The organism is Streptomyces sp. NRRL WC-3618 (genome assembly GCF_001280005.1).
GTDB lineage: Bacteria > Actinomycetota > Actinomycetes > Streptomycetales > Streptomycetaceae > Streptomyces.
The window spans coordinates 1-15,864 of sequence record NZ_LGDW01000484.1 but is presented as its reverse complement, the minus strand read 5'-3'; the positions used below and the strand labels follow the sequence as shown (position 1 = coordinate 15,864).

At 72.0% G+C, this 15,864-nt stretch carries 14 protein-coding genes; 8 read left to right on the top strand and 6 right to left on the bottom strand.

Annotation, left to right across the window (positions count from 1 at the left end; genetic code table 11):
- Positions 1 to 47: 47 nt before the first annotated feature.
- The 4 genes from ADL01_RS38260 to ADL01_RS38245 form a co-directional block, all read right to left on the bottom strand.
- Positions 48 to 1,832 (bottom strand): ABC transporter ATP-binding protein, encoded by a 1,785-nt coding sequence (locus ADL01_RS38260; RefSeq protein WP_053746685.1) that lies wholly within the window; start codon positions 1,830 to 1,832, stop codon positions 48 to 50.
- 328 nt (positions 1,833 to 2,160) lie between these two features.
- Entirely contained in the window at positions 2,161 to 3,876 is a 1,716-nt protein-coding gene (locus tag ADL01_RS38255) for an ABC transporter transmembrane domain-containing protein (protein ID WP_053746696.1), read from the bottom strand.
- An 82-nt stretch (positions 3,877 to 3,958) separates the two neighbouring features.
- On the bottom strand, positions 3,959 to 5,857 hold the full coding sequence (locus ADL01_RS38250) for an ABC transporter ATP-binding protein (RefSeq protein ID WP_053746684.1): 1,899 nt from the start codon (positions 5,855 to 5,857) through the stop codon (positions 3,959 to 3,961).
- Entirely contained in the window at positions 5,854 to 7,722 is a 1,869-nt protein-coding gene (locus ADL01_RS38245) for an ABC transporter ATP-binding protein (RefSeq protein WP_053746695.1), read from the bottom strand. The genes ADL01_RS38250 and ADL01_RS38245 overlap by 4 nt, the downstream gene beginning before the upstream one ends.
- Before the next feature lie 182 nt (positions 7,723 to 7,904).
- Here ADL01_RS38245 and ADL01_RS38240 point away from each other — a divergent pair, with 182 nt between their 5' ends.
- The 3 genes from ADL01_RS38240 to ADL01_RS38230 are packed head-to-tail and all read left to right on the top strand — an operon-like array spanning position 7,905 to position 10,866.
- Positions 7,905 to 8,810, top strand: a complete 906-nt coding sequence (locus tag ADL01_RS38240; RefSeq protein WP_053746683.1) for an ABC transporter ATP-binding protein — start codon at positions 7,905 to 7,907, stop codon at positions 8,808 to 8,810.
- Positions 8,807 to 9,565: an ABC transporter permease gene (locus ADL01_RS38235; protein ID WP_053746682.1), complete on the top strand. Its 759-nt coding sequence runs from the start codon at positions 8,807 to 8,809 to the stop codon at positions 9,563 to 9,565. The genes ADL01_RS38240 and ADL01_RS38235 overlap by 4 nt, the downstream gene beginning before the upstream one ends.
- A gap of 32 nt (positions 9,566 to 9,597) precedes the next feature.
- Positions 9,598 to 10,866 (top strand): sensor histidine kinase, encoded by a 1,269-nt coding sequence (locus ADL01_RS38230; RefSeq protein WP_053746681.1) that lies wholly within the window; start codon positions 9,598 to 9,600, stop codon positions 10,864 to 10,866.
- A gap of 46 nt (positions 10,867 to 10,912) precedes the next feature.
- On the opposite strand, the gene tnpB is transcribed toward ADL01_RS38230, so the two are convergent.
- Entirely contained in the window at positions 10,913 to 12,367 is a 1,455-nt protein-coding gene (tnpB, locus tag ADL01_RS38225) for an IS607 family element RNA-guided endonuclease TnpB (protein ID WP_053746680.1), read from the bottom strand.
- Positions 12,364 to 12,939 (bottom strand): IS607 family transposase, encoded by a 576-nt coding sequence (locus ADL01_RS38220; protein WP_053746679.1) that lies wholly within the window; start codon positions 12,937 to 12,939, stop codon positions 12,364 to 12,366. The genes tnpB and ADL01_RS38220 overlap by 4 nt, the downstream gene beginning before the upstream one ends.
- Positions 12,940 to 13,014: 75 nt before the next feature.
- Between ADL01_RS38220 and ADL01_RS38215 the strand changes: the two genes are divergently transcribed.
- The 5 genes from ADL01_RS38215 to ADL01_RS38195 all read left to right on the top strand — a co-directional run bounded on the left by ADL01_RS38215 (position 13,015) and on the right by ADL01_RS38195 (position 15,752).
- The gene (locus ADL01_RS38215) at positions 13,015 to 13,650 is read left to right on the top strand and encodes a response regulator (protein WP_053746678.1); all 636 of its coding nucleotides are present in this window, start codon (positions 13,015 to 13,017) and stop codon (positions 13,648 to 13,650) included.
- Between the two features lie 118 nt (positions 13,651 to 13,768).
- Entirely contained in the window at positions 13,769 to 14,092 is a 324-nt protein-coding gene (locus ADL01_RS38210; RefSeq protein ID WP_053746677.1) for a hypothetical protein, read from the top strand.
- Positions 14,089 to 14,754, top strand: coding sequence for a GNAT family N-acetyltransferase (locus ADL01_RS38205; protein ID WP_053746676.1), 666 nt, complete (start codon positions 14,089 to 14,091; stop codon positions 14,752 to 14,754). The genes ADL01_RS38210 and ADL01_RS38205 overlap by 4 nt, the downstream gene beginning before the upstream one ends.
- The gene (locus tag ADL01_RS38200; RefSeq protein WP_053746675.1) at positions 14,742 to 15,245 is read left to right on the top strand and encodes a GNAT family N-acetyltransferase; all 504 of its coding nucleotides are present in this window, start codon (positions 14,742 to 14,744) and stop codon (positions 15,243 to 15,245) included. The genes ADL01_RS38205 and ADL01_RS38200 overlap by 13 nt, the downstream gene beginning before the upstream one ends.
- Before the next feature lie 237 nt (positions 15,246 to 15,482).
- Positions 15,483 to 15,752 carry a hypothetical protein gene (locus ADL01_RS38195; protein ID WP_159049745.1) on the top strand — a complete coding sequence of 90 codons (270 nt, stop codon included), beginning with the start codon at positions 15,483 to 15,485 and terminating at the stop codon, positions 15,750 to 15,752.
- Positions 15,753 to 15,864: the final 112 nt, after the last annotated feature.

Below are 15,864 nucleotides of genomic sequence, written 5' to 3'. Positions count from 1 at the left end.
TGGCTGGAAATGGTCCGTTGACCGGAGGGTCATGTTCGCTATACGGGCTATTCATTCTTTTGTGCAGAAGTCACCTGCTGAGAAGTCACCTGCTGGTCCCCGTGCCACGACCGCCACAGCGCCGCGTACGCCCCGCCCGCCGCCACCAGCCCCTCGTGCGTGCCGAGTTCGGTCAGCCGCCCGTCCTCCATGACGGCCACCCGGTCGGCGTCGTGCGCGGTGTGCAGCCGGTGCGCGATCGCGATCACCGTCCGCCCCTCGAGTACGGCGGCCAACGCGCGCTCCGTATGACGGGCGGTCGTCGGATCGAGCAACGCCGTCGCCTCGTCCAGGATCAGCGTGTGCGGGTCGGCCAGCACGACGCGGGCCAGGGCCAGTTGCTGGGCGGCCGAACCGTCGGTCGACTCCCCGTCGGGGCCGAGCTCGGTGTCCAGCCCGGCCGGCAGCTCCCGCACCCAGCCGGCGGCGCCGACGGCCGCCAGCGCCGCCCACAACTCGGCGTCCGTGGCGGTCGGTTCGGCGATCAGCAGATTGTCCCGGACCGTACCCAGGAAGACGTGGTGCTCCTGCGTGACCAGCACGACCTGCCGGCGCAGCTCCTCGGGCCCGAGCGAGGCGATCGGTACGCCGCCCACGGTCACCGTGCCCTCACGCGGCTCGTCGATCCCCGCGAGCAGCCGGCACAGCGTCGTCTTGCCCGCCCCCGACGGCCCCACCACCGCGAGCCGTTCACCCGGCCGCACCGTCAGATCGACCCCGCGCAGCACCTCACCGCCGCGGTCGTACGCGTACCGCACACCCGTCACGTCGATACGGTCGCCCACCGGCACCGGTGACGCCTGAGCCCCGCCCTTCGGCGCCCGCCCGAGCCCCTCCACCCGCGCGAACGACGCGCTGCTGGACTGCAGTTGCTCCGTCCACACCAGCACCTCGTCGAGCGGCGCCTCCAACTGCCGCAGATACACGGCCGCCGCCACGACCGCGCCCAGACTGATCACCCCCCGCCCGTGCAACGCGCCGCCCACCACCAGCACGACGACCACGGGAAGTGCGTACGACACCTCCACCAGCGGAAAGAACACCGTCCGCAGATACAGCGTGTGCAGACGCCTGAGCCGGGACTGGCCCAGCGCCTCCCGGCTCACCGCGACCCGCCGCCGGGCCAGCCCGAACGCCTCGACCGTGCGCGCGCCCGAGGCGGTCGCCGCGAGCACCTCGGCCACCTCCGAGTTGGCGGCACCCTCGGCGAGGTACGCGGTGCGCGCCCGGCGCAGATACCAGCGCAGCGCGAACCAGATGCCGCTCTGCGCGAGGAGTGCCGACAGGCCGAGCAGCGGGTCCAGCGCGAACACGGCGCCGATGATGAACAGGCACTGCACCGAGGCGATCAGCAGCTGCGGCCCGGCGTCGCGCAACGTCGTGCCGACGGTGTTGACGTCGGCCGTCCCCCGGGCCGTCAGGTCGCCGGTGCCGGCCCGCTCCACCACCGACGAGGGCAGCGCGAGCACCCGGTCGACGAACTCCTCCCGGACCCGGGAGAGGGTCCGCTCGCCGAAGCGGTACCCGACGTACCGGGCCCAGCGGGCCAGCAGCAGCTGGGCCACCGCGCACGCCACGATGACCAGCCCGAGCCGGTCCACGGCCTCGTCCCCGGCGCCCGCGCGTACCTCGTCGATGATGCGGCCCAGCAGCCACGGTGAGACGAGGCCGGTGGCGGCGGCCAGTGAGTTCAGCAGCAGGAGCGCGACGAAGGCCCGGGCGTCGGCCCGGATCAGCCGGCCGGCGGCTCGTCGGACGTCGACGGCGGTGGCGATGGGCAGTTGGGTGCTCACCGTGTGAACTCCTTGATGTGTGTGGGGGTGGGGCTCACGGACCTGGTTTCGCCCCCGCCGCCCCTACCCGTCCCGTCCCTGGGGGCGGTGCCCCCAGACCCCCCCTTTCGGCCCTGAAGGGCCTCGTCCTCAAACGCCGGACGGGCTGAGATGGCTGGGGCCTGGGCTGGATGGATGCGGCGCACGGATGGGTGGGCGGGAAACACGACCTGGGCCGGAGGAGCCTTGTCGTCGGACGCCGGTTGGGTTGAGGGGCCTGGGCGTGGGCTGGATGGATGCGGTGCACGGGTGGGTGGGAAACACGGCCTGGGCTGGAGGGGCCTCGTTCTCAGGCTCCGGCGGGCTCGTCCGTTTCGCGGGCCACCAGGGAGCGGTATCCCGGTTCCTCCGTGAGCAGGCGTTGGTGGCTGCCGGTGGCCGCCGTCTTGCCGTCGACCAGGTAGTACACGGTGTCCGCCCGGTCCAGCAGCAGTGGTGAGGTGGACGCCACGACCGTCGTACGGTCCGTGCGCTCGGCGCGCAGCCGGTCCGCGACGGCGGCCTCGGTGTGCGCGTCCAGCGCCGACGTCGGCTCGACGGCGAGCAGCACCTCGGGGTCGGCGAGCAGCGCCCGCACCAGCCGTACGCGCTGCCGCTGCCCGCCGGAGAGGTTGCGGCCCTGCGCGTCGATCGCCGAGTCCAGCCCGTCCGGCAGCCCGAGGACGACGTCGTCGGCGACGGCGGCGCGCACCGCCCGCGCGATGGCCTCCTCGCCGTACTCCCCGCGCCCGGAGACCAGTTCGCGCAGGGTGCCGGCGAACAGGTCGGCCTCGTTGTCGGCGACCAGGATGCGGGCGCGCACCTGGGCGAGGGCGATCTCGTCGAGCCGTACGCCGCCCCAGGTCGCCGCCGACGGCGCGAACCGGCCGAGCCGGTCGACGACGGCGGCGGCATCGGCGGGCCGGGCACCGGCGAGCGCGGTCAGCCGCCCCGGCACCACGCGCACACCGGAGTCGGGGTCGTGCAGCGCGGCGGGGGACCCGGGCGCGTCCAGCCCCAGGCCGTCGCTGTCATCGTCGGGATCGAGGGCCAGGAACCGTACGACCCGCCGGGCGGCCACCAGGGCGCGGCTGATCTGGAAGCCGCACTCGATGAAGAACGACACCGGCATGATCAGGACGGCGACATAGCCGTACACCGATACCAACTCGCCGATGGAGATGGCCCCTTGGGCGGCGAGCCGGGCCGCGAGCCAGGTCACCAGGGCCAGGAACAGCGTCGGCAGCCCGACCCCGAGCGCCTGGATCCAGCTGCTCACCGCCCCGACCCGGTACCCCTGCTCCTGGAGGCGGCGTGAGTCACGCCGGAACGCGTCGGCGAACAGCCCTTTGCCGCCGAGTCCGTTGAGGACGCGCAGGCCGCCCGAGAGGTCCCCGATCCGGGCGGTCAGGACACCCTGACGTTCCCGGTACGCCCCCTCCACTCCCTGGAGCCTGCCGAGCAGCGGTCCGACGAGTACGGCGACGACGGGCACCCCGAGCAGGACCACGGCGGCGAGTGTCGGCGACACCGACAGCAGCAGTCCGGCGACGACGGTGTAGGAGACGATCGCGCCGACACCGGGCCCGACGACGGTCAGCGACTGGGCGATCGTCGACACGTCGCCGACACCGATCGTGACGACCTCCCCGGCCCCGACCTGCCGGGGCAGCGCCGCGCCCAGCCGCACGGCCTGCCCGATCACGACCTTGACCGTACGGAAGTTGGCGTCCATCCGGACGCGCGTCATCGTGCGGTGCCGCATGATGCCCAGCCACGCGCTGAAGATCCCGACGGCGAGGATCGCCCCGGCCCAGCCGGCCAGGACGGCCTGGTCACCCGGTTCGAGGCCGTCGTCGACGGCCCGGGACAGCAGATACGGCGACAGCGCCATCAGTGTCGTCCAGCTGCTGGCCAGCACGGCCCCGGCCGCACACCGCCGCCACTGCTGCCGCACCAGCCACAGCAGATAGCGGGCGGCGCCACGGGAGTCCGGCGTGCCGGGATCCTCGTACGCGTCGATCATTTTGCTCTTGTCCCCGTTCCGTACCATTCCGTTCCGTTCTACACCAGCAGGCTCACGGACCGCTCTCCACCTGCTCACGCGCTCACGCCAGACTGTCCCGCCAGGCCCGGTGCAGATCCGCGAACCGGCCCGTGCCGGCGATGAGTTCGGCCGGAGCGCCGTCCTCGACGACCTGCCCGTGCTCCATCACCAGCACCCGGTCGGCGATCTCCACGGTCGACAGCCGGTGCGCGATCACGACGGCCGTCCGCCCCTTCAGCACCGTCGACATCGCCCGCTGCACGGCCCGTTCACCTGGGATGTCCAGCGAGCTGGTCGCCTCGTCGAGGATCAGCACCGCCGGATCGGCGAGCAACGCCCGCGCGAACGCGACCAGTTGACGCTGCCCGGCGGAGATACGGCCACCTCGTTTGCGTACGTCCGTGTCGTAGCCGTCGGGCAGGGCGGTGATGAAGTCGTGGGCGCCGATCGCCTTCGCCGCGCGCTCGATCTCCTCGCGCTCGGCGTCCGGGCGGCCGATGGCGATGTTGTCGGCGACGCTGCCGGAGAACAGGAAGGCCTCCTGCGTCACCATCACCACCCCGCGCCGCAGGTCGGTGGCCGTCAGGTCGCGCAGATCGACGCCGTCGAGCAGGACGTGTCCCTCGGTGGGGTCGTAGAAGCGGGCGAGCAGCTTGGCCAGGGTGGACTTGCCGGCGCCGGTCGAGCCGACGACCGCGACGGTCTGCCCGGCCGGAAGGGTGAGGTCGAAGCGGGGCAGCACCTCGCCGCCGGTGCGGTAGGCGAAACGGACCCCGTCGAAGACGACCTCGCGCCCCGGGTGCTCGGACTCCCGTACCGCAAGCTCGCGCGGGGCGGCCGGCTCGGGGACGGAGGGCGTCTGGGCGAGGAGACCGGAGATCTTCTCCAGGGAGGCGGTCGCCGACTGGTAGGAGTTGAGGAACATACCGAGCCGGTCGATGGGGTCGTACAGCCGGCGCAGGTACAGCACGGCGGCGGCCAGCACACCCAGTTCCAGCGAGTCGTCCGCGACCCGGTGCGCACCCCACAACACCATCGCCGCGACAGCGGTGTTGGCGACGACCCGGGAGCCGACGACGTAACGGGCCATCTCCAGGATCGCGTCGCCGTTCTTCCGCTCGTGGTGCCGGTTGAGGGCCTCGAACTCGGCGTCGTTGACGGCCTCGCGGCGGAACGCGCGCACTGGTCGGATGCCGTTCATCGTCTCGACGAACTTGACGATGACGGCGGCGATCGCGGTGGACCGCAGCCCGTACACCCGGCCCGCCCGGCGCTGGTAGAGCCGGACGAGGAGGTAGAGCGGCACGAAGGACGCGATGGCGAGCGCGCCGAGGCTCAGATCCAGCCAGAGCAGGACGGCCGAGATGTAGGCGAACGACAGCGCTATGGTGACGAGTTCCTGGAGCCCGTCGTTCAGCAGTTCGCGCAGTGACTCGACGTCCGCCGTGGAACGGGAGATGAGCCGGCCCGAGGTGTAGCGCTCATGGAAGTCGAGGCTGAGCGCCTGCGCGTGCCGGAAGATACGCCCGCGCAGATCGAGCAGCGCGTCCTGGCTGACCCGGGCGGCGGCGGAGACGAACCAGTACTGCAGTCCGCCCGAGGCCAGCGCGCAGAGCAGATAGCCGACCCCGACCGCGACGAGCGGCCCGTTGTCGTGGTCGCGGAAGGCCGGTACGGCCCGGTCGATGGCGTACGCGACGAGCAGCGGGCCCGTCTGGACGGCCGCCTGCTGGAGCAGCAGGAGTACGGCGGTGAGGGCGACCCGGCCCTTCATCGGGGCGAGGAGCGAGCGCAGCAGGCCGGCGGTGGCGCCCTTGGGGGTGGGCAGGTCGTCCTGGTCGAACGGGTCACCGGGGGCGGGGGAGCGGGGCTCGGCGAGGGCGGCCTCGGCGTGCCGGTCGGTGTCCGGCCCGGCGGGGCGGTCGTCGTCGGAGGTCGACGTGGTGGTGGGCGCCGTCATCGGGCGGCCTCCTCGAGGCTGTCGGTGCCGTGGGGGGTGTCGCGGTCGGTCTCCTCGTCCGCGCCGGCCATCAGCCACGCGTACTCGGCGTTCGTCCGCAGGAGTTCGTGATGGGTGCCCACGGCGGTGATCCGGCCGCCGGAGAGGAGGGCGACGCGGTCGGCGAGCAGCACCGTGGACGGGCGGTGCGCCACGATCAGGGCCGTGGTGTCGGCGAGAACGCGGCGCAGCGCGGCCTCGACGGCGGCCTCCGTGTGCACGTCCAGCGCGGACAGCGGGTCGTCGAGGACGAGGAACCGGGGCTTGCCCACGACCGCCCGGGCCAGCGCGAGCCGCTGCCGCTGGCCGCCGGACAGGCTGAGGCCCTGCTCGCCGACCTCGGTGTCCGTGCCCTGCGGAAGCGTGTGGACGAAATCAGCCTGCGCCACGGAGAGCGCGTGGCGCAGCTCGGCCTCGCCCGCCTCGTCCCCGGCGCCCATCAGGACGTTGTCGCCGACGCTCGCCGAGAAGAGCGTGGGTTCCTCGAAGGCGACGGCGACCAGGGCGCGCAGCTCCTGTCTGGGCAGGGCGGCGATGTCGTGCCCGTCGAGGGTGATGCGCCCCGAGGTCACCTCGTGCAGCCGGGGGACGAGCGCGGTGAGGGTGGTCTTGCCGCTGCCGGTCGTGCCGACGAGGGCCATGGACTCGCCGGGGCGGATGTGGAGGTCGACGCGGTCGAGGACGGGCGCGGAGTCGGCGGGGGCGTCGGGATAGCGGAAGGAGACGTCGTGGAAGCGCAGCCCACGGTCGGCGCCCGGGGAAACGGAACCGGCGCGCAGGTCCCCCGCGCCCGCGCCCTCGCCTTCGCCCGCGCCCTCGGGCTCCTCGTCCAGCACCTCGAAGTACCGTTCCGTGGCGGTGGCCGCGTCCTGGCTCATCGCGAGGAGGAAGCCGATGGAGTCGACGGGCCAGCGCAGGGCGAGGGCCGTGGACAGGAAGGCGACCAGCGTGCCGGCCGACAGATCGCCGTCGGCGACCCGCACCGTCCCCAGCACCAGCGCCGCCCCGATCGCCAGCTCCGGCAGGGTGACGATCACCGCCCAGATCGCCGACAGCAGCCGGGCCTTGTGCAGTTCGGTCCCGCGCAGCGTCCCCGCCAGCGCCCGGAACGCCCGCGCCTGACTGCGGTGCCGGCCGAACCCCTTGATGATGCGGATGCCGAGGACGCTCTCCTCGACGACCGTCGTCAGGTCGCCCACCTGGTCCTGTGCGCGCCGCGCGACCAGGTGGTAGCGCCGCTCGAAGACGATGCACACGGCCAGGACGGGAAGGGCGGGCCCCAGGATCACCAGCCCGAGCGCCCAGTCCTGGACCAGCATGATGATCACACCGACCAGGATCGTCACCGCGTTGACGAAGAGGAACGTCAGCGGGAAGGCGAGGAACATCCGCAGCAGCTGCAGGTCCGACGTCGCCCGGGACAGCAGCTGGCCGGACGCCCACCGGTCGTGGAAGGCGACCGGAAGCCGCTGGAGCCGCCGGTACAGACCCGCCCGCATCGCCGCCTCGACCCCGGCCAGCGGCCGGGCCACCAGCCACCGCCGCAGCCCGAACAGCAGCGCCTCACCGAGCCCGAGCAGCAGCAGCCACAGCGCCCCGAGCCACACACCGCGCGAGTCGTGGCCGGCGATCGGCCCGTCCACCATCCACTTCAGGACGAGCGGGATCACCAGCCCCATGCAGGACGCGAACACGGCGACCACGGCCGCGATGAACAGCCGTGCGCGCACCGGACGCACATACGGCCACAGCCGCAGCAGCGTGCGTACGGCGGAACGGCCGTCGTGAGCCTCTGGTTCTTCGGCGGTTGCACGTGTAGTGGACATCGAGACGAGCCTACGGACCACCACTGACAGTGCCTACCGGGTTTTCGTCCGAACCGGGTCGGACGAAGGTCCTACGACCTGCGCGTTAGGCGAGTCGTACGTCGGCATCAACCGATCGGCTGATGCCGTTCGGAGCGGGTCGGGCGATGCGCCGACGCGTCCCGTGGCGCGACGCTGATCGCATGTCCGTCATCGAAGTACACGACCTGCGCAAGTCCTACGGCGGCCGTCCCGTCGTGGACGGCGTCTCCTTCGCCGTCGAAGAGGGCGAGATCTTCGGCATCCTCGGCCCCAACGGCGCCGGCAAGACGACCACCGTCGAATGCGTGGAGGGTCTGCGCGTGCCCGACGCCGGCCGGGTCCGGGTCACCGGCCTCGACCCGGTCACCGACCACGAGGCCACCAGCCGGGCCCTGGGCGCCCAGCTCCAGCAGAGCGAGCTGCAGGCCAAGCTGACCGTCCGCGAGGCCCTGAAGCTGTACGCCGCCTTCTACCCCCGCCCGGCCGACTGGCGCCCGCTGGCCGAACGCCTGGGCCTCACCGACCGTCTCGACACCAGGTTCGGCAAGCTCTCCGGTGGCCAGAAACAGCGCCTGTTCATCGCGCTCGCGCTCATCGGCAACCCCCGGGTCGTCGTCCTCGACGAACTGACCACGGGCCTCGACCCCCGCGCCCGCCGGGACACCTGGGAGCTCATCGAGGACGTACGGGCGAGCGGGGTGACCGTCCTGCTCGTCACCCACTTCATGGAGGAGGCCCAGCGGCTGTGCGACCGGATCGCGGTGATCGACCGGGGACGGGTCGCCGCCCTGGACACCCCGGCCGGTCTGATCCGCCGCTCGACGGGCGCCACGATGATCAGCTTCACACCGTCCGCGCCCCTGGCCGAGGACGCCCTGAACGCGCTTCCGGCGCTCGCGTCGGTCGACTACCGGGACGGCCGCGTCACCCTCTCCGGCACGGACGAGACCGTCAACGCCGTCCTCACCCTCCTCGCCCGAAGCCATGTCACCGCGCACCAACTCCGCGTCACCGACGCCACGTTGGACGACGCGTTCCTCGACCTCACGAAGGAGGAGACGATATGAGCGCCACGCACCCGTCCGCCGCCGGCACCGCCGTACTGAAAACCGAGGTCCGGCTGCTGAGCCGCGAACCCGGCGCCCTCTTCTGGATCCTGCTGTTCCCGGCCCTCCTCCTGGTGATCCTCGGCTCCATCCCCTCCTTCGGCGACCCCAAGCCCGACCTGGGCGGCCTGCGGACGATCGACGTGTACGTACCGGTGGCCGTACTCCTCGGCCCGATCGTCGGCGGCCTCCAGTCCATGCCTCAGACCCTCACCGGCTACCGCGAGCGCGGCATCCTGCGCCGGATGTCCGCCACCCCGGTCCGCCCGGCAGCCCTCCTCCGCGCCCAGATGCTGGTGTACGGCGGGGCGGCCCTGACGTCGTCGCTGCTCGCCCTCGCGGTCGGCCGCCTCGCCTTCGACGTACGACTGCCCGGGCAGCTCCTCGGCTACGCCCTCGCCCTCGTCCTGACCGTGCTGGTCGCCCTCGCGCTCGGCGCCGTGATCTCCGCGCTGTCCCGGACGACGAAGGTCGCGGGCGCGATCGGGTCGGCCGTGTTCTTCCCGTCGATGTTCTGCGCGGGCGTGTGGGCGCCGGTGCAGACCATGCCGGACGTGCTGGCCAGGATCGTCGGCTGGACCCCGTTCGGCGCGGCGGCCGAGGCACTGAACCGGGCGGCGGCGGGGGACTGGCCCGGCTGGGACCACCTGGGCGTGCTGGTGGCCTGGACGGTACTGCTGACGGCGGGTGCCGCGCGCTGGTTCCGGTGGGAGTAGGGGACGGTCGACGACCTGTGCAGACTGGGGACATGACCGCCGCGGACACCCGGCTCGACCGGCGCATGGAGCAACTGCACGTCTGGGGGCCGTACGGGCTGCTCGGTGTCAGCGCGGTCCTCGCGGCCGTCTCCGCCGAACTGATCGACGGCCCCGTCGAGTGGCGGGCCGCCGGGGCCCTGGTCGCCGCCGCGCTCGCGCTCCAGCTCTGGTGGCACGGTACCCGCTCCCGCCGGGAGAACCGCGGCCGGACCCCGTCCGGAGCGGGGACGGCGTACTACGTCGTCCGCTGGGTGATCGCCTTCCTGCTCACCTGGATCAACCCGTTCTTCGCGTTCTACGCCGCCACCGGCTTCATGGACGCCGACGAGCTGATCCCGGGCATGTGGCGGCGGCTCGGGCTGTTCGCCAGCGCGGTCACCGTGGCCGCCGCGCAGGCAGGCGGGCTGTTGTTCGACAGCGGGGTCCAGTGGGCCGCGTTCGGCGGGCTGCTGTTCGTCAACTTCGGTCTACAGGTGCTCGTCGCCCACATCACCGAGCAGACGGAGCAGCGCTCCCGCGACCGGGCCGTCACCATCACCGAACTCGAACGCACCAACACGGCGTTGCAGCAGGCCCTCGACGAGAACGCCGCCCTGCACGCCCAACTCGTCCACCAGGCAAGGGAAGCGGGCGTCGCGGACGAACGCCGCCGGCTGGCCGCCGAGATCCACGACACCATCGCCCAGGGCCTGACCGGGATCATCGCCCAGCTCCAGGTGGTGACGAACACTCCCGACCGTACCCAGGCGGGCGAGTACATCGACCGCGCCATGAAACTGGCCCGCCACAGTCTCGGCGAAGCCCGCCGCTCCGTACAGAACCTGGCGCCCGTGGCCCTGGAGAACGACGGCCTGCCCGAAGCCCTGACGAAGACGGTCGCCGACTGGGCCGAACGGACGGGCGCCCGCGCCGAGTTCACGGTCACCGGCCCGGCGGAGCAACTCCACGCCGAACTCTCGGCGACCCTCCTGCGCATCGCCCAGGAAGCCCTGTCGAACACCTCCCGGCACGCCCACGCGTCAAGGGCGGGCGTCACCCTGACCTTCCTCGGCGACGAGGTGATCCTCGACATCCGCGACGACGGCAAGGGCTTCGACCCGCTCGCCGTACGCGAACGCACCGGCACCGGCGGCTTCGGCCTCGACGGTATGCGCGCCCGCGCCGAACGCGTCGCGGGCACGCTCACCGTGGAGTCCGAGCCCGGCCACGGCACGGCGGTCTCGGCCCGCGTACCGTTGGTCCCGTTGCCGAGACCGTAGTCAGGTCTCAGCATTCCGGGCGTTTCCGCGCGGAAGGTCCGTCTCGTCACCAGAGCGTGAGGGCTTCGGCTTGAGTACGGTCTCTCGTTTCCGTCTGCCGCTGGTGCGGCAGGGTTGCGCCACCTGCCCGCCCCGCCTCCGCCTTGCGGCGGGGGTGGGTGGCGCGGGTCTTCTGGTCGGCTCCACGAGGCTTCGACACCGATTGGGTGTCCTGGTCTGCGGCCACTCCGGTACCAGTTGTTGCGGCTGCCGCGAGCGCGGCGAGGTTGAGTGCGGCGTTGTCGTCCCGGTCGATGGCCAGGCCGCAGGCGTCGCACTGGTAGGTCCTCACGTGCAGCGGCAGTTTGGCTTTCACCGCGCCGCACCCGGAACAGGTCTTCGAGGAGGGGTACCAGCGGTCCGCCGCGATGGTGCGGGTGGCGTGGTGCTGGCGGGTCTTGTAGGTGAGCTGGCGGCGGATCTCCCCGAACCCGGCGTCGGCGATCCTTCGCGCGAGACGCCGGTTGCGGAGCATCCCGGCGACGTTGAGGTCTTCGACCACGACCGTGCCGTACTCGGCCGCCACGGCGGTGGTGAGCTTGTGCAGGGCGTCCGCGCGGAGGTTGGCCACCCGGTGATGCACCTTGTTGCGGGCGGCGTTGGCCTTCTCCCACCGCTTCGACGGCTTCTGCCCGGTCCGCCGGTCGGGGCCGCGTCGTCGGGAGACGACGCGGGAGGCGCGGCGCAGCTGTTTGCGTGCCCGGTCGTAGTGCCCGGGATTGGCGATGGTGCGGATCTCGCCGGTGCTGTCGGCCAGGACCGCGAGGGTCTTCACCCCGAGGTCGATGCCGACCGCCACGTCCGGCCGCGCCACGCGTTCGAGGCCCCGCTTGACCTCGGCCTGGAACGAGACGAACCAGCGTCCGCGCTCGTGCCGCACGGTCGCGGACAGGATCCGGGCCGTCCCGGCCTGGACGCGGGCGAGGAGCTTCACCGTGGGCTCGTGGGTGCGGATCGTGCCCAGCCGGGGCAGGGTGACGTGACGGCCGCCGGCGTCCACGCGGATCACGCCGGTGGTGAACCGGCAGGCAAGGCGCGCCTTGCGCTTCGACTTGAACCGCGGCGCACCCATCCGCTTGCCGCGCCGCTTGCCGTTCTTGGACTTCGCGTAGTTGTCGAACGCGGCCGATGCGTTCGCCAGGCCGGTGGAGTACGCCTCCTTGGAGTTCTCCTCCCACCAGGCGGCGAACCTCCAATCGGTGTGCTTGGCCTCGTTGAACGCCTTCCGCAGCGCGGGCAGCGACCACGGCCGCCACTTGGTCAGCCCGGCCTCGCCGATGCCGTAGGACTCCTCCGCGCGGCGCTGCCACCAAGAGGCGGTCACCCAGCCGACGGCCCAGTTGTAGGCGGCACGCGCCGCGCCGCAGTGCGAGCGCAGAGCGTGCTCCTGGGTGGCGTTGGGGTCCAGTGCGAAGCGGTACGCCTGGACCAGGAAACCGGGCTGCGGCTGGAACCTCTTCACTCGGCGGCCTCGCCGGTCGCTACGGCCACCGCGCGGGCGGCCCGGTTCTTCGCTGCCCGCCGCCCGTACAGGCGGGCGCTCAGGGAGGTGAGCGCCTCGGTGATGTCGCGTACCAGGTCATCGGCGGTCTCGGTGGGGTCGAGGACGACCAGGCGCCGCCCGGACGCCGACAGCGCGGCCTCCAGGTGCTCGACGCCGAACCGGGCCAGCCGGTCGCGGTGCTCGACCACGATCACCGCCGTCTGCGGGTCGGACAGCAGCCGGTGTAGCTTGCGGCGCCGCCCGTTCAACCCGGATCCCACCTCGGTGACGACCTCAGCGACGGCCAGGCCCAGCCCGTTCGCGCCGGACACGACCCGGGCGGCCTGCCGTTCAAGATCGGCTTTCTGGTCAACGGACGACACGCGGCAGTACGCCACCACACGCTCGGACAGCTGGACGGTGACCTCGTCGACCAACCACGTCCCGGACGGTGCCTGGCGAACGGGGACGGGCATCTTCCCGTCCTTCACCCACCGCCAGGCGGTCTGGTAGCTCACGCCCTGCTGACGCGCCCACTCCGAAAGCTTCACGAGACCAAAGTACGTGAGACACGCGACAAGGGATGACTATGAATGACTAGAAAATCTGTAGCAGCTTTCACCCCCATGACCACTGACGCACCCATCACCCTGCTGATCGTCGACGACCACCCCGTCGTACGCAACGGCCTGCGCGGCATGTTCGAGTCGGCGCCGGACTTCACGGTCCTGGGCGAGGCGTCGAACGGCGTGGAGGCGGTGGGACTGGCCACCACCCTCGACCCGGACGTCGTCCTGATGGACCTGCGGATGCCGGGCGGCGGCGGAGTCGACGCGATCGCCGAACTGGCCCGCCGCCGGTCCCGGGCGAAGATCCTCGTCCTGACGACGTACGACACGGACTCCGACACCCTCCCCGCGATCGAGGCGGGCGCCACGGGCTACCTCCTCAAGGACGCCCCGAGGGACGAACTCTTCACGGCGGTACGGGCGGCGGCCCAGGGCCGCACGGTCCTCTCCCCGACGGTCGCCTCCCGCTTGGTCTCGGCGGTCCGCACGCCGGGCAACGAGCCGCTGTCGGCCCGCGAACGCGAGGTCCTGGCCCTGGTCGCCAAGGGCACGTCGAACCGGGAGATCGCCCGGGTCCTGTTCATCAGCGAGGCCACGGTGAAGACCCATCTGACCCACCTGTACGGCAAGTTGGGCGTGAAGGACCGGGCGGCGGCGGTGGCGACGGCGTACCAGCGGGGCATCCTGAGCTGAGCTGAGCTGATCCGGCGTACGTGCCCTAATCACGTTGAGGTCCTGGGGGCGCCGCCATAAGGTCGCGGGCATGGACATGCCCCTGCGTCTACGTATGCGCCAAGCACTGCCGGAAGCGATGCGCGCCCGTGACAAGGTCGCGGTGAGCGCCCTGCGCGCGACCCTCGGCGCGCTGGACAACGCCGAGGCGGCGCCCGTCGACGAAGCCGATCTGCGCGGCGTGGCCATCGAGCTGTCGCCGGTGGGGGTCGGCGCCACCGAAGCGGCGCGGCGCGAGCTGAGCGAGGGCGCCGTGGTGGACGTCGTACGCGCCGAGGCCGCCGAACGACTGGACGCGGCGGCGCAGTTGACCGCGCCCGCGCACGCCGACCGGGCGGCCCGGCTCCGTGCGGAGGCCGACGTACTGCTCCGCTTCCTCGACGAGCCCGGCACAGCGCGATGAGCCCCCCGCTGGACGGACCACCGGTCCTTGAGGGCTCGCTCGTGCGCCTGGAGCCGCTGGACCACCGGCACGCGCCGGATCTGGCCGCCGCGACGGAGGAGGACCGCGGCGCGTACCGGTTCACCTGGGTGCCGAGGGCGGCGGAGGTCGACGGCTACATCGACGCCCAACTCGCCCGCGCCGCCACGGGGCAACTGGCTCCGTACGCACAGGTGGACCGGGCGTCGGGGCGCGCGGTCGGGACCACGGCCTACTGGGAACCGCGACGGTGGCTGGAGGACGACAGCCTCTGCGCGATCGAGGTCGGCTTCACCTGGCTCGCGGCCTCCGCCCAGGGCACCGGGCTGAACACCGAGGCCAAGTACCTGCTGTTCCGGCACGCGTTCGAGAGCTGGGGCGTGGCACGCGTCGATCTGAAGACGGACGCCCGCAACGCCCGTTCCCGGGCGGCGATCGAAAAGGCGGGCGCCCACTTCGAGGGCGTCCTGCGCAACTGGTCCCGCTCCTGGGTCCCGGGCGAGGAAGGCCGCCTCCGCGACACCGCGATCTTCTCGATCGCCAGGGAGGAGTGGCCGGCCCGCCGGGCGGCCCTCGAGGAACGCCTCGCACGCGCCCGCGAGCACGGCGGCCCGAGTTCACGGGTCCCGCGATGCCCGAACTGATGCGTCTCGACGCTGGTCACGCGCCGGCGGTGCTGGCTTTCGAACTGGCCAACCGCACCTACTTCGCCGCCTCGGTCCCCGACCGGGGCGACGACTTCTTCGACCGGTTCACCGACCGGTTCGACGCGTTGCTGGCCGAGCAGGAGGCCGGCATCTGCGCCTTTCACGTACTCGTCGCCGAGGACGGCTCGGTACTGGGCAGGTTCAACCTGATGGACATCGAGGATCACACGGCCCACCTCGGCTACCGGGTCGCGCGCCATGTCGCCGGCCAGGGCGTGGCGACGGCGACGGTAAGGGACCTGTGCCGCCTGGCGGCATCACGCCACGCCCTACGCACTCTACGGGCGGCCGCCGCCCACGAGAACGCCGCGTCCCAGAGGGTGCTGACCAACGCAGGGTTCGTCCCGGTGGGCCCGGCGGCCCCGGCCGACCTCGGCGGCAAGCGGGGCACCTGGTACGAGCGCGACCTGGCACCAGGGTCGTTCTGAGGGAAACCAGGACGACGGCGGTCCGGGTGCCGTTGGCCCTGGGCGTGCGGGCCGGATGGCGGGGAAGGTTTGACGACCAAGCCTCCTGTGCGGTGATGTGATGGCTGGCATGACTCGGTACCCCTTCCAGCTCAGCGTCAATACCCTCGGGAGGTGTCTTCAGATGAGCTGCGCAGACCACCGGCGCCAGTCCTGGCAGTCATTGCCCTCACCGCGCTGCCTGCCGTCACTCCTCTCGTGACCGCGATCCTGGTCTCCTTTGCAAAAGCCGATCCCGTTGGTCTGCTGGTCGTCCTTCCCGCGCTCCTGTTCGGCGCGGTGGCCCTCGGACTGTGGCAGGGCAACCGCGGCGCCCGGGTCGTCGCGATCGTGATCGGTGTGGGGGCCTTTTCTGGCAGCAGCACCCCTGGCGTGTACAGCGGGGCGCTGATCATCTACGGAGTGACTGTCATCCTCCTGCTGGTAGCGCCAAGGTCGTCCCGCGCCTGGTCCACTCCTCACCGTTGACCTTGAAGAACAAGCTGCACCGCAGTTTCCGTCCGCCGAGGTGCCGCAGCCGCCTGTAAATTCTGGCCGCTGCGCACGGTGCCGCCTACCCCACCACCCGCAACAACAACAC